Origin of the sequence: Halomonas sp. HAL1, assembly GCF_030544485.1 — a bacterium.
Lineage (GTDB): Bacteria > Pseudomonadota > Gammaproteobacteria > Pseudomonadales > Halomonadaceae > Vreelandella > Vreelandella arctica.
In genome coordinates, this window is record NZ_CP130610.1 from 2,815,507 (window position 1) to 2,835,249 (window position 19,743).

Annotated in this window: 16 protein-coding genes; 7 read left to right on the plus strand and 9 right to left on the minus strand. The window is 58.4% G+C overall.

All coding sequences use genetic code 11. The features are described from left to right. The first annotated feature begins 127 nt into the window (after nt 1–127). Both Q3Y66_RS13230 and Q3Y66_RS13235 read left to right on the plus strand, forming a co-directional pair. Nucleotides 128–895, plus strand: coding sequence for a transporter substrate-binding domain-containing protein (locus tag Q3Y66_RS13230; RefSeq protein WP_008958947.1), 768 nt, complete (start codon nt 128–130; stop codon nt 893–895). A 138-nt stretch (nt 896–1,033) separates the two neighbouring features. Beyond that, on the plus strand, nt 1,034–1,837 hold the full coding sequence (locus Q3Y66_RS13235; protein ID WP_008958946.1) for a TraX family protein: 804 nt from the start codon (nt 1,034–1,036) through the stop codon (nt 1,835–1,837). 20 nt (nt 1,838–1,857) lie between these two features. Here Q3Y66_RS13235 and Q3Y66_RS13240 read toward each other — a convergent pair whose 3' ends face one another. From Q3Y66_RS13240 to purE, 3 genes are all read right to left on the minus strand, one after another. Next, complete coding sequence (locus Q3Y66_RS13240; protein ID WP_050805314.1) at nt 1,858–3,432, minus strand: sensor domain-containing diguanylate cyclase; 1,575 nt, start codon at nt 3,430–3,432, stop codon at nt 1,858–1,860. Nucleotides 3,433–3,608: 176 nt separating this feature from the next. Further along, on the minus strand, nt 3,609–4,730 hold the full coding sequence (locus Q3Y66_RS13245; protein WP_008958944.1) for a 5-(carboxyamino)imidazole ribonucleotide synthase: 1,122 nt from the start codon (nt 4,728–4,730) through the stop codon (nt 3,609–3,611). Nucleotides 4,731–4,741: 11 nt separating this feature from the next. Further along, nucleotides 4,742–5,257 carry a 5-(carboxyamino)imidazole ribonucleotide mutase gene (purE, locus tag Q3Y66_RS13250; RefSeq protein WP_008958943.1) on the minus strand — a complete coding sequence of 172 codons (516 nt, stop codon included), beginning with the start codon at nt 5,255–5,257 and terminating at the stop codon, nt 4,742–4,744. Nucleotides 5,258–5,476: 219 nt separating this feature from the next. Here purE and Q3Y66_RS13255 point away from each other — a divergent pair, with 219 nt between their 5' ends. Continuing rightward, nucleotides 5,477–5,749 (plus strand): XRE family transcriptional regulator, encoded by a 273-nt coding sequence (locus Q3Y66_RS13255; RefSeq protein ID WP_008958942.1) that lies wholly within the window; start codon nt 5,477–5,479, stop codon nt 5,747–5,749. Nucleotides 5,750–5,849: 100 nt separating this feature from the next. On the opposite strand, the gene Q3Y66_RS13260 is transcribed toward Q3Y66_RS13255, so the two are convergent. The 5 genes from Q3Y66_RS13260 to Q3Y66_RS13280 all read right to left on the minus strand — a co-directional run bounded on the left by Q3Y66_RS13260 (nt 5,850) and on the right by Q3Y66_RS13280 (nt 9,926). After that, on the minus strand, nt 5,850–6,026 hold the full coding sequence (locus Q3Y66_RS13260) for a hypothetical protein (protein WP_008958941.1): 177 nt from the start codon (nt 6,024–6,026) through the stop codon (nt 5,850–5,852). Between the two features lie 43 nt (nt 6,027–6,069). Next, nucleotides 6,070–6,303 (minus strand): hypothetical protein, encoded by a 234-nt coding sequence (locus Q3Y66_RS13265; protein WP_083832267.1) that lies wholly within the window; start codon nt 6,301–6,303, stop codon nt 6,070–6,072. Between the two features lie 137 nt (nt 6,304–6,440). Next, a complete protein-coding gene (gene chrA, locus Q3Y66_RS13270) occupies nt 6,441–7,637 on the minus strand; it encodes a chromate efflux transporter (protein ID WP_008958940.1) in 1,197 nt (398 codons plus the stop codon). 89 nt (nt 7,638–7,726) lie between these two features. After that, on the minus strand, nt 7,727–9,409 hold the full coding sequence (gene ilvD, locus Q3Y66_RS13275; protein WP_008958939.1) for a dihydroxy-acid dehydratase: 1,683 nt from the start codon (nt 9,407–9,409) through the stop codon (nt 7,727–7,729). An 85-nt stretch (nt 9,410–9,494) separates the two neighbouring features. After that, entirely contained in the window at nt 9,495–9,926 is a 432-nt protein-coding gene (locus tag Q3Y66_RS13280; RefSeq protein WP_008958938.1) for a DUF2384 domain-containing protein, read from the minus strand. A gap of 178 nt (nt 9,927–10,104) precedes the next feature. Between Q3Y66_RS13280 and recC the strand changes: the two genes are divergently transcribed. Next, on the plus strand, nt 10,105–13,722 hold the full coding sequence (gene recC, locus Q3Y66_RS13285) for an exodeoxyribonuclease V subunit gamma (protein ID WP_008958937.1): 3,618 nt from the start codon (nt 10,105–10,107) through the stop codon (nt 13,720–13,722). Between the two features lie 5 nt (nt 13,723–13,727). On the opposite strand, the gene pncB is transcribed toward recC, so the two are convergent. Next, nucleotides 13,728–14,909 (minus strand): nicotinate phosphoribosyltransferase, encoded by a 1,182-nt coding sequence (gene pncB, locus Q3Y66_RS13290; protein WP_008958936.1) that lies wholly within the window; start codon nt 14,907–14,909, stop codon nt 13,728–13,730. A gap of 119 nt (nt 14,910–15,028) precedes the next feature. On the opposite strand from pncB, the gene Q3Y66_RS13295 reads away from it, so the two are divergent. From Q3Y66_RS13295 to recB, 3 genes are read left to right on the plus strand one after another with little or no spacing between them, the layout of a single operon-like run. Further along, entirely contained in the window at nt 15,029–15,337 is a 309-nt protein-coding gene (locus tag Q3Y66_RS13295; RefSeq protein ID WP_008958935.1) for a nucleotidyltransferase domain-containing protein, read from the plus strand. After that, nucleotides 15,334–15,861 (plus strand): hypothetical protein, encoded by a 528-nt coding sequence (locus tag Q3Y66_RS13300; RefSeq protein ID WP_008958934.1) that lies wholly within the window; start codon nt 15,334–15,336, stop codon nt 15,859–15,861. Before Q3Y66_RS13295 ends, Q3Y66_RS13300 begins: the two co-directional genes overlap by 4 nt. Further along, nucleotides 15,858–19,739 carry an exodeoxyribonuclease V subunit beta gene (recB, locus tag Q3Y66_RS13305; RefSeq protein WP_008958933.1) on the plus strand — a complete coding sequence of 1,294 codons (3,882 nt, stop codon included), beginning with the start codon at nt 15,858–15,860 and terminating at the stop codon, nt 19,737–19,739. The genes Q3Y66_RS13300 and recB overlap by 4 nt, the downstream gene beginning before the upstream one ends. The last annotated feature ends 4 nt before the right edge of the window (nt 19,740–19,743 follow it).

Below are 19,743 nucleotides of genomic sequence, written 5' to 3' on the forward strand. Positions count from 1 at the left end.
CTTTTCGTCAACGCCGAGTTAGGATAAGTTATTAATGATCATCACAAAGCAACCTGTGACTAACGTGGTCAACGCCATCATTACGCGGTGCTTGCTTAGATGAACTCTGCTTCCAAGGAGATACATAATGAAAAAACTGCTGTCTGTCTCACTGCTAGGCTTAGCCGTTGCAGCAAGCGCCACCCAGGCGCAAGAAGACCAAGTACGTATCGGGGTTGATGTGCCTTACGAGCCGATGGAATATCGCACGCCGGATGGCGAGCTGACCGGCTTTGATATCGACCTGGGCAACGCCCTCTGCGAGCGTATCGGCGTTGAATGTGAATGGGTGGTACAGGGCTGGGACGGCATTATCCCGGGCCTCATGGCACGCAAATACGACGCTATTATGTCCTCCATGACGATCAATGATGACCGTCGCGAGCAAGTGCTGTTCTCTGACCCCTACATCACCCCGCCGTCCGCCTGGTTTGCTCCTGAAGGCACCGACCTTGATGCAACCAATGAAGAGTCGCTCGCCGGCATGACCATCGGCGTTCAGCGCGGCACGCTGCAGGACAATTACGTCACCGACATGTACGGAGATGTCGCCGACATCAACCGCTATTCTACCGCCGATGACATGGTGCTGGACATGGAATCCGAGCGTTTGGACATCTTGTTCCTCGACTACCCAGTCGGTAAGTCCACGTTACTGGATAGCGAAGAAGGCAACTACGTTGTTGTCGGCGAGATGCTAACCGAACCTAAAGAGTATTTTGGTGATGGCTTTGGTATCGCTTTCCGTCAACGCGACGAAGCACTCGCCGAGCAGTTCAACGAAGCCCTGGCTGAAGTGAAAGAAGACGGCACTTACGACGAGATCTACACCCGTTATTTCGGTGGGCAAGAGTAAGCATCACAGCACGCCTTAATGTCCATCACCCCGGCAATTGCCGGGGTGATGCGTTTCTAGCTAACGCTGAAAATTCAGTGAACTAGGTAAAGCTACCTCTGTCTGTGTATCATCGCGCATGTCCAACACGGAGGTTTTATGGTTCACCCGACTATCCCACATGCAGGCACGCTACCTCGCCCCTCTTCTCACTGGACAGGCTGGGGCCAGTGGCTGGCATTGTTCACCATGACCATTGACCACCTCACTCGCTACATATTGCCCGGCGACTGGGATTTGAGCTGGGCCGGGTCTTCCATTGGCCGTATCGCCTTTCCGCTGTTTGCCGCCATGGTGGCTTGGCACGGGCTGTTTAATACCCGCAATCCGCTACGCTACTCGCGGCGGATTTTGATTATCGGTTTGGTCGCCCAGCTTCCCTATATGATGATGCCGCGGACGTCAGACGCCTTCATTCTGAATGTCTGTTTTACTCTCGCCAGCGGCTTGGCTCTGGGCGCGCTCGTGCGCCAAGGTTGGCAGCACTACCAGCAGCAAACCCTCACCATGCCCTGGCTGTTAGCTGGTGCCGCACTAGGCGTTACGGTGTGGTATCTGCTGGGGTTCTGGGTCGAGTATGGCCATAATGGGCTGTTGCTGATTCCGCTATTGATGTTTGCCATGCATGCCTTGAGCCAAGCGGACAGTGACTTTCAGTCGCGCCTGTGGGCCGGGTTAGCAGCGTTTCCGGCACTTTGGATTGCCGGTCAAATGAATGCGTCTGACATGGCCAAGTCATTTACCGTAGGCACTTGTGTGGTGGTGCTGATACTTGCCGCAGGGGCCGCCCAACGCATTCCTGCCATTAACTTGGCGATGCCGCGGCGTCTATGGTTAGCGTGGTATCCCGGCCACTTTGCATTAATCGCGCTATGGCTATTGCTGAGCGGACAGATAGCGTAAAAGATTCTTTCAACGCCGCTTTAATGCATGGCATCCCGCATCCAGGGCTTATAGCGGCGTAGGCGTGCTCGCCCTTCCGTTTTGGCGCGGTACATCGCAATATCGGCCTGCTTAAGCAATTCTTCATCGTCACAATCAGCGGCCATAAAGCAGGTGTATCCCATGCTGGGCGTTACCTCCACCCAGCGGCTTTCAAGCCGATAAGGTTCAGAGAGTGCCTGCTGAACAGCGCACATATAAGCCTCAGCAGCGGCTTCCATATCTACCTCTGCCTCTTCTTCAAGCAGTGCCAGCAGGACAAACTCGTCGCCGCTAAGCCGTGCGGCCATGTCGCCTTCGCGCAAACAGCCTTCTAGGCGGCGGGCTACTTGCACCAGCAAATCATCCCCGGTGGCATGCCCCCAGGTATCGTTAATCAGCTTGAAGCGATCTAAATCTAAAAACATCAACAACCCGCCCTGCTGTTCAGTTTGCTTCTCATGGCAGAGGGCAGCTAATCGCTCAATAAACAGGCGACGATTGGGCAAATCAGTGAGTGAGTCATAGTAGGCTTGGCGGTAAATAATCGCGTCGGCGCGCTTACGCTCGGTAAAATCTTCGATAATCGCTACACCGCCAACCATCTCGTTACCCGCGCTATGTACGCCATTGAAGAAGGCGCGCAGGGGCGTTCCCGCGCTAGCCTTGGGCAGATAGTAGGTTCCTTCGTAATAGCCAGTGCCTTTGGCCAGTGCGTTGCGCACAGCCTTTGCCACTCTGCTATCCGCCGAATGGGATAACATGCGATAGCCGAGCAGCTGCGCACGGTTAACACCCAGGATATCCAGCAGTTTGCTATTACAGTCCGTTACTTGGCCATGTTCATCAAAATGCAGCACGCCCAGCGGCGAACGTTGAAAGATAGAGCGGTAGCGGTTTTCGCTTTCTTGCAACTGCACTTCGCGAGCAGACATACTCACCCGCAGGGCAATATTGTCGTGAATAATGCGACTTAGGCGTCGGCTGGTAGTAATAATCAGGCCTAAAAACAGGCTTAGCATGGCGCCAATGAGAATTGCCAGTGATGACCCTAACAACAAAAACTGCACCAGCAAGGGCAGTATAATCGGCAACACAAAGCCAAGCGAAACCCACCATACGGCAGAAAGCGTTGTGATGCCGCCAGCGGCAATACCGGCCAGGACAATCGAAAGCGCGGCTACCTGGCCATGGTTTTCGCCGGTAAACAGAAATACCCCACCAGAACCCCACACGCAGCCAGCCGCAATCGCACCAATGCTGAACCGATGTAACCAGCGGCGGCGCTGCTGTTGCTGCGCGGGTAAGCGGCTAAAATAGTAAGCCAAGGCAAGGCGAGCCAACGACACAAAGGTCAAGACGGCAAGCCAGGTCAGCAGTATCCAGCTCGCCACTACCGGCCACATGGCAGCCACTAACAACATGCCTGCCAACACACTGCTAAGCACGGGCTGCCATAAGTTATCGTACAGAAGGCGTACTTTCTCGCTGTGTAAGCGTTTTACGGTGACATGATGATCGCGCTGGAAACCACTACGCATCCCCGACGCAGTCCTCGTAGTTGAGGATTGAGACATACCGACTACCCGCCTAATGAAAAAGTGCTATTGGTTTCAGCCTAGTAAGCTGATTTTTTTGTGATTCCTTTTTAGCGCATTTAGGCAATTTTAGCGATATAAGTTGCGTACTCGGTCAACTACTGACCCATTAAGTAAGCAAAAAAGCCGCTTGCGGGGCAGGCGGCTTTGGAGCACTACTGTTTGATTGAAAAACTGAGATCTGGAGGGGGAGCATCGGGCAACAAAGCGCTACAGGCGCGAACTTTCTCAAGCAGTTCGGCATGGTTGGGTGCCAGGATATTGACGTGGGCGAGTTTGCGCCCGGCACGTTCTGCTTTGTCATAGCGATGCAGGTGCGTGTTTGTAAGCGCCAGGATCGCCGCATTATCCCCCTCACGACCAATTACATTAATCATGCACGTGGGGGCTATCGCCTGGGTATCGCCCAACGGCAAGCCCTGAATAGCACGCAGATGATTCTCAAACTGGCTGGTCACCGCGCCGTCCATCGTCCAGTGGCCGGAGTTATGTACGCGTGGGGCCATTTCATTGGCCAGCAGGCTGCCATCGCGGGTTTGAAACAGCTCAAGCGCCAGCACCCCCACGTAATCCAACTCATCCAACAACGCACGAATATAGCTATCGGCGGTTTGCTGAACGCTAGCATCCAGGTCCGGCAGTGGCGCTACGGAGTAACGCAGAATGCCATCGACATGCTGGTTTTCCGCCATGGGGTAGAACACCACTTCGCCATCACGGCCGCGTACGGCAATCATCGAGACTTCGCGCACGAAATCGACAAATGCTTCAACGACTAGCTGCGAATGGCCAATAGCGGCCCATGCATCTGCCGCCTGCTCAGGCTGTTTCAATACTGCCTGGCCTTTACCGTCGTAGCCTTCCGTGACCGATTTAGCCACTACCGGGCAGCCCAGCTCGCGGGCGGCGGCTTCAAGCTGCTCGGCACTTTCCACCACACGATAAGCAGGCGTCGGAATTCCCAAGCGATCAAATAGGGTCTTCTCTTCGACCCGGTTTTGGCACACTTCAATGGCGCGGCTACTCGGGTAAACCGGCTTATGCTGCTCAATTTCCCGTACCAGTTGCACCGGCAGGTGCTCGAACTCGTAAGTCACCACATCCACCTTGGCTAAAAACTCAGCCAGGTGCTGGTTATTAGGGTCGACAATGACATCGCCAATGCCTGCACTGGGGTTACCCGTGGTATCTAAAAAAGTGAAGCGATTGCCCAGCGGATAACCTGCTAGCGCCAACATACGGCCTAGCTGGCCTGCGCCTAGTACACCGATATTCATAGACAGCCTCCTTATTCTGCTTCTGGATCGGGACGCGGATCCGGATTATCGAGTACTTTCTGGGTCTGCTCAGCGCGAAACGCCTCGACCGCACTGCGCACAGTGGCATCTTGTAAGCCAACAATCTGCGCCGCCAGCAAGCCTGCGTTAGTGGCGCCCGCCTTACCAATCGCCAGCGTCCCCACCGCAATGCCGCCCGGCATCTGCGCAATCGAAAGCAGCGAATCCAAGCCTTTAAGCGCCTTAGACTCCACCGGCACGCCGAGCACGGGCAGCGGCGTTTGCGAGGCCACCATGCCGGGCAAGTGAGCAGCACCACCAGCACCCGCCACAATCACTTGTAAGCCGCGCTCGGCCGCACCCTTGGCATAATCGAACAGCAGGTCCGGCGTACGGTGCGCCGAGACCACGCGGGTTTCATAGGCCACGCCCAAACGCTCCAGCATGGAGACAGCGTGCTCCATGACCGGCCAGTCAGACTTAGAACCCATGATCACGCCCACCTTGGGTGTGCTGTTCGACGACATGCAAAACTCCTCGGCCCAACGGCCTATAAAAGCGAGACTAAATTGAAAAAGCGGCGTGTACCGGCCCAGGTACACAGCAAAATAGGAAGGCGCCTAGTTTACCAGAGCTAGCGCGTTTGCGGGCTTTGCAGAAATCGTGAAATTTTCATCAAAATAGGCATTGAAATGCGCACGAGTTGGCGGCATTGTGTCCTTGTCATTTCAGACTGTTGGAGCCACATGAGCACGGCACGCGCAACTGCCACTGCGGAACAGCTAGATCCTCCGCGAAGCAGCCCTGACCTCGATGTCAGGGAACTAGAAAAACGTACGCGTTTAATGCGTATTATTACACGTCTGATCGCTGTATCAGACTTAGGAAGCCGAGAAATTGCCCGCCGGGCAGGGCTTCCCGTTCAGAAAATTAGCGACCTGCTCGCCGGAAGGCTTGAGCACCTGGGAGTGGATGAACTTCACGCCCTGCGTCGCACCTTAGAGCTGGAGGCGCCATAGCCAATAGCTAATCAACGCCTCGCTCTCGCGAGGCGTTTTTATTTGCTGGGCTAGTTTTGATGGATTAGCTAGCGTTGATGGATTAGCTAGGATGGACTAGTTAGTCTTCGCGCTGCTCTAACGCCTCGGCAGCCTGAATTGCCTCTTTCTTAGAGGTGTGCTCGGAAACAACGACTTCGTTTTCAGGCACTGTTTCATCAATCACCAACCATCCGGTGATGGTTTCTTTAAGATCACTGGCTTCAATGACCGGTTCGATACGAGCTTGTCTAGACATTGTGGTCTCCTTGTCAATGTGGGCAGTTACGCTGTGTCTATGGCTAAAATTGCGCGTTACTGAATCCGTCCATTACCTCTTCACCTGCACTCTCTTCACCCTCGGCTGGGCGGTTAAGCTCACTACAGGGGCACCCTTTATGAACACAATCGCTTCCCCCAGGGTGACCAGCAGCGCAGACCTTACAACAATAGGCGCGACCTTCTGTGATGACCGCCTGCTCGCTGGAGACGTGATGCTCACAGCCAGGACAGGCACAGACTCCCATGTCCGTCATGATGCCCCCTCCCTCGTTAGCCATGATTGGCGACATATTTAGCGTAGAAGAGAATGCCGAGGTAGGGAAAATTCAGCGTTAAGGTTATCGACAAAATAGAAGTGCCGGTTACGTCACACCGCGCGCTGAAGGAGCATTTAATGCAGAGGAATAAAGATTCCCGCTATCGCTACTAGAGCAACCACCAGCCAAGCAGGCAGTTTCCATACGCTAAGCAGCAAAAAGCCCGTAAGTGCCAGAACAAACTCATAAGGGCCAATAATCGCGCTGGTCCATACCGGCTGATAAAGCGCTGCGCCTAAAATACCCACAACCGCCGCATTGGCACCGCGCATTAGCGCCTGAGCGCTGCCCCACCGACGAAATTGGTTCCAAAACGGCAGCACGCCGACCAGCAGCAAGAACCCTGGAATAAAAATTGCCAGCAGTGCCAACAAAGCCCCCACTACCCCGTTCATGCCGGGCAGAAGCGCGCCCAGATAAGCCGCAAATGTGAATAGCGGCCCTGGCACTGCCTGGGCAGCGCCATAGCCTGCCAAGAACTCATCCGGTGTTATCCAGCCCGACTGTACTACCTCGGCTTCTAACAGCGGCAGCACCACATGCCCACCACCAAATACCAGCGCACCTGAACGATAAAAAGCATCGATCACGTTAAGCCAAACAGCACCGCCCGCCATCAGTGGCAGTAGAATCAGCAACCCGCCGAATAGCCCCAACGCGACCACGCCTGCTCGGCGGGAAACCGGAAAATGCAACGGTGCGCTTTCTGCTATGGCGGCACTATTCCGGCACAGCGCCAGCCCCACTAAACCACCCAATACAATCGCGGCGACCTGTCCCAGCGGGCCGCTTACCAGCACCACCGTGGACACAGCGGCCAAGGCGATTCCTGAACGGGTTTTATCTGGGCAGAGGTTGCGTGCCATCCCCCATACTGCATGGGCCACGATCGCTACCGCGACCACTTTTAAGCCGTGGATGATACCGCTGGCGATCGGGCCATCCAGCACCGCAGCCCCCAATGCGAACAACAGCAGAATAATCGCCGAAGGCAGCGTAAAGGCCAGCCACGCCATGGCCGCGCCCCAAGGGCCAGCGCGCAGTAAGCCGAGCGCAAACCCCACCTGGCTACTCGCCGGGCCCGGCAGAAACTGGCACAGTGCCACCAAATCAGCGTAGGCACTTTCGCTTAACCACTGACGCCGCTCCACAAAGGCAGTACGAAAATACCCCAGATGTGCCACCGGTCCGCCAAAAGACGTTAATCCCAGCGCTAAGAATGCCCAAAACACCTCGCCTATGCGCCTGCTTGTCTGCGTTTGCTCCACCATCCATCCTCACCGTTTACCCAATAAAAAAGCGCAAGGCTTATATGCTAAGCCTTGCGCTTGACGTCTTGATGACACCCGCCGATAAATCGTTACTCTTGGTCTGTTACCGCACCGGTACTGGCAGAGCTAACGAGACGTGCATATTTGGCGAGCACGCCGCGGGTATAACGGGGTTCTGGCTGCTTCCACGCCTCGCGACGGCGCATCAACTCTTCGTCAGACAGATCCACCTCAATGGTATCGGCCTCCGCATCAATGGTGATGGTATCGCCATTCTCTACCAATGCCAGCGGGCCACCGTCGAACGCTTCCGGCGACACATGGCCGACCACAAAACCATGGCTGCCACCCGAGAAACGGCCGTCGGTAATCAGCGCCACGTCGTTACCCAAACCGCGGCCCATAATCGCCGAGGTAGGCGTGAGCATTTCGCGCATGCCGGGGCCGCCTTTAGGTCCTTCATAGCGAATCACCACCACATCACCCGCGACGACCGTGCCATCGTTAATGCGCGCCTGGGCTTCTTCTTCCGAGCCAAAGACCCGCGCCGAGCCTGAGAAGCGCGTGCCCTCTTTACCGGTAATTTTCGCGACTGCGCCTTCCGGTGCCAAGTTGCCGTAAAGCATGCGCAAATGGCTTTCCGTTTTGATCGGGTTACCGAGAGAAGCGATGATCGGTGGCTCGGCAGGGTAAGGAGCTACATTGGCCAGGTTCTCTTCCAACGTTTTGCCGGTAACGGTCAAGCAGTTGCCGTTGAGCAGGCCTGCGTCCAGCAGCATTTTCATCAGCGGCTGAATACCGCCAATCGCCACCAGCTCGCTCATCATGTAGTGGCCGCTAGGGCGCAAATCGGCCAGTACCGGCACGCGTTTACCAATCTCGGTAAAGTCCGCCAGGGTCAGTTCCACACCAATGGTGCGCGCCATACCAATCAAGTGCAGCACCGCATTGGTAGAACCACCCAGCGCGATGGTCACCGTAATGGCGTTCTCGAACGCCTCACGGGTCATGATATCGGAAGGCTTAATATCGTTCGCCAGCAGCGCCAGCACGGCTTCGCCTGCGGCTTTGCAGTCGTCGCGTTTCTCCTGAGAGATCGCATTCTGCGCGGAACTGCCCGGCAAGCTCATGCCCAATGCCTCAATCGCAGAGGCCATGGTGTTAGCGGTGTACATACCGCCACAGGAACCGGGGCCAGGGATCGCCGTTTCTTCGATGTTTTTAAGCTCGATCAGGTCGATATCACCGCGGGAGTGTGCGCCCATCGCCTCGAACACCGAGACGATATCGGTATGTCCTTTGCCGGGCATAATGGTGCCGCCATAGACGAACACGCTGGGGCGATTCAAGCGCGCCAGCCCCATCAGGCAACCGGGCATATTCTTATCGCAGCCACCAATGGCCACCAGGCCATCAAAGCCTTCGCAGCCCGCCACCGTCTCGATGGAGTCAGCAATCACTTCCCGCGACACCAGCGAATACTTCATACCCTCGGTGCCGTTAGCAATACCATCGGAAATCGTGATGGTATTGAAAATCACACCTTTACCACCGCCAGCATCGGCGCCATCGCGGGCAAACTCGGCCAGCTCATTAATGTGGCTGTTGCAGGGCGTCACCATGCTCCAGGTAGAGGCAATGCCCACCTGAGGCTTTTTGAAATCGGCATCCGTAAAGCCCACCGCGCGCAGCATGGCGCGGCTAGCGGCTTTACCTGGGCCATCAACCACAGGCGCAGAGTGGCGGCGGGAGTTTTGCGATGAATCTGACATTAGAAATCTCTCTTAGCGTTGTTCACGGTATCCGCATAGCTTGGCGATGCCACGGCGTTCGCGCAAGGGAAGAGGACGCAAAAAATCATCCCACGACACCTGCTTGCAGCGCCTGAACATAGCGCAGAAGATCATCTGCGCGACCTTCACTGACTAGCTGCTCGGGTGTTTTATAGTCAAATGCGCTAAGCGGCTCGTTGCGAAACCAAAACAGAGCATCATGGAAATCACCATTAATATCCGCCGCTGCACCGAGCACTCGAAGTGCATCACGCAAATAACGTTGAAGTTTTTCTGCCCCTTGGGCACGTGAGATCGTCGTACGATGAACATGCGCTTGGCTGGCCAGCGTTTGGATATCGATGCTCAATGCACTGGCAAATAACTTCGGGTTAATCAACGGGTGGCGCTCTTGTCGAGCAACACCCTTTAAGTCAGCCAAAAACCGCTCGAACGAATCAGGTACCAGATACCGGTTAGGCTCATTCAATGACTCTTTTACATTGCCCACTGCCATTGGCAACCTCCTGCTACGCTTATACAGCCGATATACAACCCATATGCATCATATTTTCATCATAGCAGCTATAAAACTGGACGCTAGGGTTTCAAGCTTAAGAACTAAACTTATGGCACCATACACTTAGCCGCTCCGCCCTGGCCGTGAAGGAAACATCCATTAAGGAACACCGTGCATGTCTGCAAACTCGCTGCTCTCACAAACGCCGTTAACGCCGGGCTTTATGGTCGTGCACGCCAATCGCCTGGAAGACCTGCGCGGTTTGGCGGTGGAGTGGATGCGCCTACACCCGCTCTCGCCGCTGGAGAACGAGACTATTCTGGTGCAGAGCAACGGCATTGGGCAGTGGCTAAAGCTGGCGCTGGCGGAAGACCCGGCCCAGGGCGGTGCGGGCATAGCGGCGGCATTGAACGTCACGCTGCCCGCGCGCTTTCTATGGCAGGCTTATCGCACGGTGTTGACGCACTTAACCCACGACGAGCACGCGGTACCGGAAACGTCGCCGTTTGATAAGTCGCGGTTGATATGGCGCTTATTGCGCCTGCTGCCCAGCCTTGCCGAGCAGGAAGCCTTTGCGCCGCTGGCGCGCTTTTTAGAGGTCGATCGCGACCAGCGTAAACACTACCAACTGGCCGAGCGATTGGCGGATCTGTTCGATCAGTATCAGGTGTATCGCGCCGATTGGCTGGACGCCTGGGCCAAGGGTAACGACGTGCTGATCACCGCCCGTGGCGAAACCCGCCCGCTGGAAGCGCACCAACTGTGGCAGCCAGCATTATGGCGCGCGCTGCGCGACGATGTGGCAATGACGCAAGGCGACGCAGGCCTTAACAGCAGCCGAGCCCAGGTACACAGCCGCTTTCTGGAAGCCGCCGAACAGCTTGAAGGCCAAGCGTGCCCAAACGGCTTGCCCCGACGGTTGATCATTTTCGGTATTTCGTCACTGCCGCAGCAAACCCTTGAAGCCCTGGCGGCGCTGTCGCGCTGCTGCCAAATTGTGCTCTGCGTGCACAACCCCTGCCAGTACTACTGGGCGGATATCATCGAGCACAAAGACCTGCTCCGCGCCAGCCGTTATCGCCAGCGGCGCAAGGCAGGCATGCCCGACGCCCTGGATGTGCTCGGCACCGGCGATGCCGACGACGCACTACACCTCCACGCACAGCCGCTGCTGGCCGCCTGGGGCAAACAGGGCCGCGACTACCTGCGCCTGCTCGACGAACACGACGACTCCGGCAACTACCAAACGCTATTCGAGCAGCAGGCGCTGCGCATCGACATGTTCGAGCCCTTCAGTGGCGAAGAGCGCCACTGCCTGCTCAGCCAACTGCAGGACGATATCCGCGAGCTGCGGCCGGTAGCGGAAACCCAAACCCACTGGCCCGCGCTAAACCCGGCCAGTGACGACTCCATCGTGTTCCATATCGCCCACGGCCCCCAGCGGGAAGTGGAGATTCTTCACGATCAGCTACTGGCAGCTTTCAGCGCCGACCCGGATCTTCGCCCGCGAGATATCATTGTCATGGTGCCGGATATCGACCGCTACGCGCCGCATATTGAAGCCGTGTTCGGCCAGTACCGCTCCGCTTTCGGTGGCTATAACGCGAACGCTAGACCCGATGACCCGCGTTACATTCCTTACACGCTTTCAGATCAGGCCAGCCGCCACCGCCTGCCAATGATGATCGCGCTGGAAAAACTGCTGCGCCTGCCGAAACTGCGCCTTTCGGTAAGCGACCTGCTGGATCTGCTTGAAGTGCCCGCGCTGCGCGCACGCTTTGGCATCGATGAATATGACCTGCCCACCCTGAGCCGCTGGATTGAGGGCGCGGGCATTCGCTGGGGGCTCAATGCAGAGCAGCGCACCCGGCTGGATCTCCCCGATGGCCTGACCCAGAACACCTGGGCCTTTGGTCTGCGTCGCCTGCTGCTGGGTTACACCGTAGGCAGTGCTGAGGCGTGGCAAGGCATCGAGCCATTCGATGATATTGGCGGGCTGGAAGCCTCCCTGGCAGGCCCCCTGGCAAATCTGCTGGAGAAGCTGGAAAGCACCTGGGAGACCTTCTGCCAGCCCACCGATACCGCCACCTGGGTGGCCCGGCTGCGCGAGCTGCTGGAAACCTACTTCCTGACCGACGACGCTCAAGAGAGCGTGATGCTCACCAAGCTGGAAACCGCGCTACAGCAGTTGCTGGACAGCACCGAAGAGGCCGCGCTTTATGATCCCCTGCCGCTCTCCATGGTGCGCGAGCACTGGCTGGGGCAAATCGACGAACACAGCCTTTCCCAGCGCTTTCTCGCGGGGGCGGTCAACTTCGCCACGTTGATGCCCATGCGGGCCATTCCCTTCAAGCACGTATGCCTGCTGGGTATGAACGACGGCGAGTACCCGCGCTCACAGCCGCCGCTGGATTTTGACCTGATGGGCAGCGACTACCGCCCCGGCGACCGCTCGCGGCGTGAAGACGACCGCTACCTGTTTCTGGAAGCACTGCTCTCCGCCCGCCAACAGCTCTATATCAGCTGGGTCGGCCGCAGCCAGATCGACAACAACCCCATGCCGCCCTCGGTGCTGGTCGGCCAGTTGCGGGACCACCTGGAAGCGGGCTGGCACACGCAAAACGGCGAGCCGCTGCTGGAAGCGTTAACCACCGAGCACCCGCTGCAGCCGTTCAGTCGCCGCTACTTCTCTTCCCAAGCCAGCGATTCCCCCGCCCAAGCACGGCTGTTTACATACGCCCACGAGTGGCACGCCCTGCACACCCCCAGTGGCGAAAGCTCCCAAGGCTCAACGTCACCAGCGCTTAAGGCGGACAGCGAACAGCAGAGCACGTTAACCCTGGCCCAGCTAGGCAGCTTTCTACGCGACCCCGCGAGGGCCTTTTTCAACACCCGCTTAGGGGTCTATTTCGAGCAGGAAGCGCTGACCCAACTGGACGTCGAGCCCTTCACGCTGGATGGGCTACAGAACTGGCAACTACAGGATCAGTTAATCGCCGCCCAGCGCCACGCCGTGGATAACGGCCAACCGCGCATGGAAGCACTGCATGCCGCGCTGGAACGCTTCAAGGGCCAGGGGGTACTGGCCGTAGGAGCGTTTGGCGAGCGGATGCGCGAAGCGCTGGCGGAGCCGATGGACGCCCTGTTTGGTGCCTACGAAGAGGCGCTGCAAGAGTGGCCACTCGTGGTAGCAACACCACAGGAAGTGCATGTCGTTGAGAGAACTGAAGAAAAGGTAGCGCTGGAGGATTGGCTGGGGGAACTGCGCCAAGATGAAGCGGGCAACCGCTGCCGCCTGTTACTGCTCAGCAGCAGCCTAGTCAGCCAGGGGCGCGGCCGTGGTCAATACCGCTGGCAGCACCTGTTACGTCCCTGGGTCGCGCATCTTGCGGGTAATAGTGAGCGCCCGATGACCACCCAACTACTCTCCAAAGCGGGCCATGTGCGGCTGGAACCACTAGAAGCCGAGAACGCCCGCTACCAGCTACAAAACCTGCTAAGCGCCTGGTGCGATGGCATGCAGGCCCCGCTACCGCTGGCGCCACAGTCCGCTTTCGCCTGGCTGGCGAAGCTAGGCACACCGGCATCCGAACCGGATAGCGATGCCTACGCCGCCGCCGAAACCGCCTACGAAGGGGGGCGCTTCCAGACCGGCGAAGTCGCGCAAAGCGCCTACCTTTCGCACCAGTGGCCGAGCTTCGAACGGCTGGTCAGCGAACAAGCGCTAGGCCACCGTTTCGCCACGCTAACCGAAACGCTCTATTCGCCGCTGCATCGTGCCATTAAAGGCTGACAAGCCTAATGGCTCTTCCAGCCCAGGGTTAACACCCGCTTCGCCAGCGAGATCATCTCCGGATCGCCGGTGTGCTTGTCCGGCACATCGGAGAGCTTGATCACCGGCAGCCACTGCTGCCCTTCCGGGCGCGCCTCGACCATCTTGATCACCATGTTCATTGGCTCGACGCCCACATCATTGGTGAAGTTGGTGCCGATGCCGAACGCCATGCCAATCCGGTCTTTGCAAAACGCGTGAATATGCTCGACCTTCTCCGGCGTCAGCGCATCGGAAAAGATGATCGTCTTGCTCAACGGATTGATGCCCAGTCGCTCGTAATGAGCGATAGTCTGGGAGGCAAAATCAATCGGGTCGCCGCTGTCATGGCGCACGCCATCGAACAGCTTGGCGAACTTCTTATCGAAGCTATCGAAGAAGGCCCGCGAGGTAAACGTATCGGTCAGGGCAATGCCCAGATCGCCGCGATACACATCCACCCAATGCTCGAGGGCAAGGCTGTTGGCCATCTTGAAACCAAAGCGGGCGCCGTGGAACATGAACCACTCATGGGCGTGGGTGCCAATCGGCTTAACCCCATGGCGCATGGCCAGCAGCACATTGCTGGTGCCGCTGAACGCCTCGCCGCCATTGTGGCAAAGTGCGCCCACCACACGGTCATGAACATCGAACGAGAAGCGCCGACGGGTGCCGAACTCGGCAATCTTCAACCCAAGACGGCGGTAGAGTTCGATCTTCTCCTGGGCGCGCTGTTCGATCATCGCATCGGCCTCATGGGTGACCGACACACCACGCAGCCGATACCAAAGCTCGCTGATCAGCGCCATCAACGGCACTTCCCACAGAATGGTGCGGTACCAGGGCCCTTCGATAATCACCGAAAGGTCACTGCCCTGCTGCTCGATGATCACCTCGGCAGGGTCGTAATGAAACCCGGCCAGGAAATCGAGGTAGGTAGGGTCGAGATAGGGGCAAGTCGTTTCGAGATAGCGCTTTTCCTCATCACTCAGGCGCAGCGTCGCCATCTGATCCACTTCGCGACGCAGCGCAGCACCGAAACCATCAGGAAATTCGTGCTCGCCACGATTGATAAACGCGTAGCGCGCCTGGGCATAGGGAAAGCGTTTGATCACGGCGTTCTGCATCGTGATCTTGTAAAAGTCATTATCCAGCAGCGATGTCAGCATGAGATCCCATCGTTAGAGTGAACCGAAGCCGCCGGTAGCGTAAACTCATTGCACCAAGAGTGGCTCGGCGACAAGATTATCAGGTGGCGGGGCTCTCATACAGTCTAGGAGCTGTCTTGATGCGTCTTACTCAATCACAGCGTGACACGATTCTTTCGAGCGTACGTGAGTTCATTAAGCCTTCTGTGCAAGTCCAGGTGTTTGGCTCGCGGCTGGATGATACCAAGCGGGGCGGCGATGTTGACCTGCTACTGATCTCCCAGACCGCAATACCACTACTTACCCGTGCCGAACTCAAAATGGCACTTGAAGAGCGCCTCCAACTGCCTGTGGATATAGTGGCCTATGCCTCGACGGCTGAACCCACGCCCTTCCAAGCAATCGCCTTGGCGCAGTCACGCCCGATTGATAGTGAGGAAGCAGCATGAGTCATGATGTTCTCAGCGAGCAGCAACGCTATCTTGCGCAACTGCTGGAAGCGATCCAACGCTGCGCTTGGTTTCTGCAACAGTCACGCAACAAAATCACTTGGCCGATTGACGGTGAGTGGTTGGCCGAACACAAAAAAGATGTCGATTATTTCGAAACTCTTGCCGCCATTAATGAGCGGTTTGCCAAGCTGCAAGACTCGATAGCATCGACTATGCGGCACAGTGCTTTGCTTGCCGGTGAATCCACTGACAGCTTTCTCAAGGTACTGGCTCTCTTTGAAAAGCAAGGCGTAATTAACGCGACAAGTGATTGGCAACGCTGCCGCGCCATCCGCAATATCGCGGCACATGACTACTCGACCGACTACGAACAGATAGCCGAACACTTCAATTTGCTGAACGAGCTTGCCGACATACTCTTAGTGACGTCTCAACGTCTTATGGCCTGGAACGCTGAGCAACTCAGTATCTACCCCGCCAGCCCTGACTTTTCAGCTGAGTTTGACAGCCTTTTCTTATGAGCCAGCCTGCACAACTCAATCCACTAAGCCTCCCGCTCCACGGCAGCCGACTGATAGAGGCAAGCGCAGGCACCGGCAAAACCTTCACCATCGCCCTGCTTTACGTGCGATTGGTACTCGGCGGCCACAGCGTTGACGACGACACCGCGTTTATCCGCCCGCTTACGCCGCCGGAAATTCTGGTCGTCACCTTCACCAACGCCGCCACTCAAGAGCTACGCGAACGGATCCGCAATCGGCTGGTAGAAGCAGCAGACGTATTTCGTGAGACTCCAGATGCTAAGGAAGCAGGTCACGAAGAGGGTCTTTTTCCAGGGATGGAAAAAGTAGCGCCCAAGGACGGGTTCACAGCGCCCTCGCAGTGGCCTGCTTCCGTGCCACTTGCTCATGATCCGCTGCTGCTCCAGCTCCGCGACCAATACGACCCAGCCACCTGGCCCGCCTGCTCCCGGCGCCTGGCGCTGGCTGCCGAATGGATGGACGAAGCCGCGGTTTCCACCATCCACAGCTGGTGCTACCGCATGCTGCGCGAACACGCCTTCGACAGCGGCAGCCTGTTCTCCCTCAACCTGGAAAACGACCAGCGCGAACTGGAACAGGAAGTGGTGCGCGACTACTGGCGCAGCTTCTACTACCCGCTGGACAGCGACGCCCTCGGAATCGTCACCCGCTACTGGAAATCACCGGACGACCTGCACGTTCCGCTACAACGGCTACTGCCAGAAAGCGAAGCGCTGGGCGACGAAAAACCCCAACCCAGCGAGACCCTGGCCGCCACTCAGGCCGAACGCAGCGCCCAACTCAGCGAACTCAAAGCCCCCTGGCCCGCCTGGCTGGACGAACTGGTGCCCGCCCTGGAAGACGCCGCCACGCGCAAAGCCTTCAAGGGCCAAAGCTTCAACGCCAAAAGCCGCGCCAACTGGTTAGGCGCACTACGCGAGTGGTGCGAAACAGAGGCCGACCGCCCCGCGCTCACCGACGCCGCCTGGAAACGCATGACGCCCGACGGCATGGCCGATATCTGGAAAGAAGGCGCACCACCCTGCCCGCAGGCCTGGGAAGCGCTGGCTCAGCTACCGCAAGCACTGGATGCCCTGCCCGAGCCACGCAACGACCTGCTGATTCACGCCGTGCAGTGGTGCCGCGCCCGGTTAGAGCGCGAACAGGAACGCCGCGCCGAGATGGGCCCCAACGATCTGCTCACCCATCTGGATCGCGCCCTGAAAGGCCCCAACAAAGAGGCCCTGGCCGCGCAGATCCAGCGCCAGTTCCCCGTGGCACTGATCGACGAGTTCCAGGATACCGACCCGATCCAGTACCGCATCTTCAACGCCGTGTATGACGTCGCCACGCCCCGCCGCGACAGCGCCATCCTACTGATTGGCGACCCCAAGCAGGCGATCTACGCCTTTCGCGGCGCGGATATCTTCACCTACCTGCAGGCCCGGTACGACACCGATGGCCGCCACGTCACGCTGGGCACCAACTTTCGCTCCAGCCAAGCCATGGTGGCAGCGGTCAACCACTGCTTCAGCTACGCCGACCAACACGATGCCGGCGCTTTCCTGTTCCGTGCCGATGGCGGCGACAACCCGCTGCCGTTCAACCCCGTCAACGCCAAAGGCACCAAGGAAACACTGGTACTCAACGGCCAACCGCTACCCGCAATGACCCTGTGGCCGCTGGAAAGTGACGACCCGCTCTCCAAAACCGCCTACCAAACCGAGATGGCCGAGCGCTGCGCATCGCACATGGCCGCGCTACTGGAAGCAGGCCGCCAACAACAAGCGGGCTTTTCAAAAGCGGCTGATGACAGCGACGATAACGGAGAGCAATCACTCACTCCGCTGGCCCCCTCGGACATGGCAGTGCTGGTCAACGGCCTGCAGGAAGCGCGGGCGATTCGACTGGCGTTGGCCAGCCGAGGCATCAAGAGCGTCTACCTTTCCGATCACGACAAGGTGTTCAGTTCCCCCATTGCCCCCCAGCTGGCCATTTGGCTGCGCGCCTGCGCCGAGCCCCAGGCCAACTCCCGCCAAGCAGAAGCCAAGCTGCGCGCCGCCCTGGCAACCCCGGTACTTGGGCTGAGCCTTGAAGCACTCGACCACCTCAACCAGAGCGAGCTGGCCTGGGAGCAACGGGTCGAGCAGTTCAGTGACTACCACCGCCTGTGGCAACGCCAGGGTGTGCTGCCGCTGGTGCGCCGATTGATGGTCGATTTTGATATCGCCGCTCGGCTGTTGGGGGAGTTCGCCGAGGGTGAGCGTTTGCTAACCGACCTGCTCCACCTGGGCGAAATGCTGCAGCACGCCAGCCAGGAACTGGATGGCGAACACGCGCTGATTCGCTTTCTAGCGGAAGCCATTGCCGACCCGGATAGCCACGGCGACAGCCACAAGCTGCGCCTGGAAAGCGACGCCGATCTGGTCAAGGTAGTGACCATTCACAAATCCAAGGGGCTGGAGTACCCGCTGGTGTTCCTGCCGTTTATCGCCAACCACCGCCCGGTCAGCGACACCGACCTGCCGCTGCGCTGGCACGATAGCGACGGTACGCTACAACTCAGCCTGAGCGCCGATGAAGCCACGCTTACCACCGCCGACCGCGAACGCCTGGGCGAAGACCTGCGCAAGCTCTACGTCGCGCTCACCCGTGCCCGTCACGCCACTTGGCTCGGGCTGGCGCCGCTGAAAGGCAGCGAGAACAGCGCCATCGGCCACCTGATCAACGGCGGCAAGGCCATTGCCCCCAGCGCGTTCACCCACGCGCTAGGCGAACTGGTGAAAGGCAGCGATATCGATTTAAGTACCGCCCCGGAACCCACCGCGCTGCGCTTCATCCCAGCGCCGGAACAGCAGGCACTGGGCCACGCCCGCACCCCGCTGCGCCCCGCCCGTGAACAGTGGTGGATTGCCAGCTACTCGGCGCTGCGCACCTCTGGGGCTATCTCAGAAGCAATTCCAGGGGCGGCGCAGCCAACGCCCGTGCCGGAACCCACCACCCCCCAGGAAGCCACCACCCTGGAAGTGCTGGATGAACCCCACGACAACGCCATTAACACCGAAGCGTTTCACCTGCACCGGTTTCCGCGAGGCCCTGGCCCCGGCACCTTCCTGCATGGATTGCTGGAGTGGGCAGGCCAGCTCGGCTTTAATAACGCGCTAAAAGACCCCGCCGCCCGGGAAGACATGCTGCGGCGGCGCGTGCAGCTGCGCGGCTGGCAGGCATGGCACGACACCCTGGCGGGCTGGCTGGAAGAACTGCTCGCCACGCCGCTTCCCCTGCCTCACTCTCTGTCACAGGCCCCGTCCCCGTCCCTGACAGAGCCCAGCGAAGGCAGCCAAGTGGCGCTATGTGAACTCGAAAGTTATCAGGTGGAACTGGAGTTCTGGTTTGCTGCGCACCAGGTACAAACGCGCAAGCTGGATGAGCTGGTCAGTGACCACTTACTGCCTGGGGTATCACGCCCCGTGCTGGATGCCGACACCCTCAACGGCATGCTCAAGGGCTTTATCGACCTCGCCTTTGAGCATGAAGGCCGCTTCTATGTGCTCGACTGGAAATCCAACTACCTGGGTAGCGACGACAGCGCCTATACCGCTGACGCCCTGCGCGATGCCATGCTCGAAAAACGCTACGACCTGCAAGCGGCGCTGTACCTGCTCGCCCTCCACCGGCTGCTGAAAGCGCGCCTCCCCGACTACGACCCGCACCAACACTTGGGCGGCTCGATGACGGTATTTCTGCGCGGCAGCCGCACCACCGCCCGCGGCGTACACGCCGTGCCTGCGCCGGTCGCGCTGATCGAAGCGCTGGATGCACTGTTTACAGGCTCAGCAACAGCGTCAGCAGCAAGTAACCAGGAGGCCCTGGTATGAGGAA

Coding starts and splice junctions, on each gene's coding strand:
- Q3Y66_RS13230 (WP_008958947.1), top strand. CDS start 128: ATGAAAAAACTGCTGTCTGTCTCACTGCTAGGCTTAGCCGTTGCAGCA.
- Q3Y66_RS13235 (WP_008958946.1), top strand. CDS start 1,034: ATGGTTCACCCGACTATCCCACATGCAGGCACGCTACCTCGCCCCTCT.
- Q3Y66_RS13240 (WP_050805314.1), bottom strand. CDS start 3,432: ATGTCTCAATCCTCAACTACGAGGACTGCGTCGGGGATGCGTAGTGGT.
- Q3Y66_RS13245 (WP_008958944.1), bottom strand. CDS start 4,730: ATGAATATCGGTGTACTAGGCGCAGGCCAGCTAGGCCGTATGTTGGCG.
- purE (WP_008958943.1), bottom strand. CDS start 5,257: ATGTCGTCGAACAGCACACCCAAGGTGGGCGTGATCATGGGTTCTAAG.
- Q3Y66_RS13255 (WP_008958942.1), top strand. CDS start 5,477: ATGAGCACGGCACGCGCAACTGCCACTGCGGAACAGCTAGATCCTCCG.
- Q3Y66_RS13260 (WP_008958941.1), bottom strand. CDS start 6,026: ATGTCTAGACAAGCTCGTATCGAACCGGTCATTGAAGCCAGTGATCTT.
- Q3Y66_RS13265 (WP_083832267.1), bottom strand. CDS start 6,303: ATGACGGACATGGGAGTCTGTGCCTGTCCTGGCTGTGAGCATCACGTC.
- chrA (WP_008958940.1), bottom strand. CDS start 7,637: ATGGTGGAGCAAACGCAGACAAGCAGGCGCATAGGCGAGGTGTTTTGG.
- ilvD (WP_008958939.1), bottom strand. CDS start 9,409: ATGTCAGATTCATCGCAAAACTCCCGCCGCCACTCTGCGCCTGTGGTT.
- Q3Y66_RS13280 (WP_008958938.1), bottom strand. CDS start 9,926: ATGGCAGTGGGCAATGTAAAAGAGTCATTGAATGAGCCTAACCGGTAT.
- recC (WP_008958937.1), top strand. CDS start 10,105: ATGTCTGCAAACTCGCTGCTCTCACAAACGCCGTTAACGCCGGGCTTT.
- pncB (WP_008958936.1), bottom strand. CDS start 14,909: ATGCTGACATCGCTGCTGGATAATGACTTTTACAAGATCACGATGCAG.
- Q3Y66_RS13295 (WP_008958935.1), top strand. CDS start 15,029: ATGCGTCTTACTCAATCACAGCGTGACACGATTCTTTCGAGCGTACGT.
- Q3Y66_RS13300 (WP_008958934.1), top strand. CDS start 15,334: ATGAGTCATGATGTTCTCAGCGAGCAGCAACGCTATCTTGCGCAACTG.
- recB (WP_008958933.1), top strand. CDS start 15,858: ATGAGCCAGCCTGCACAACTCAATCCACTAAGCCTCCCGCTCCACGGC.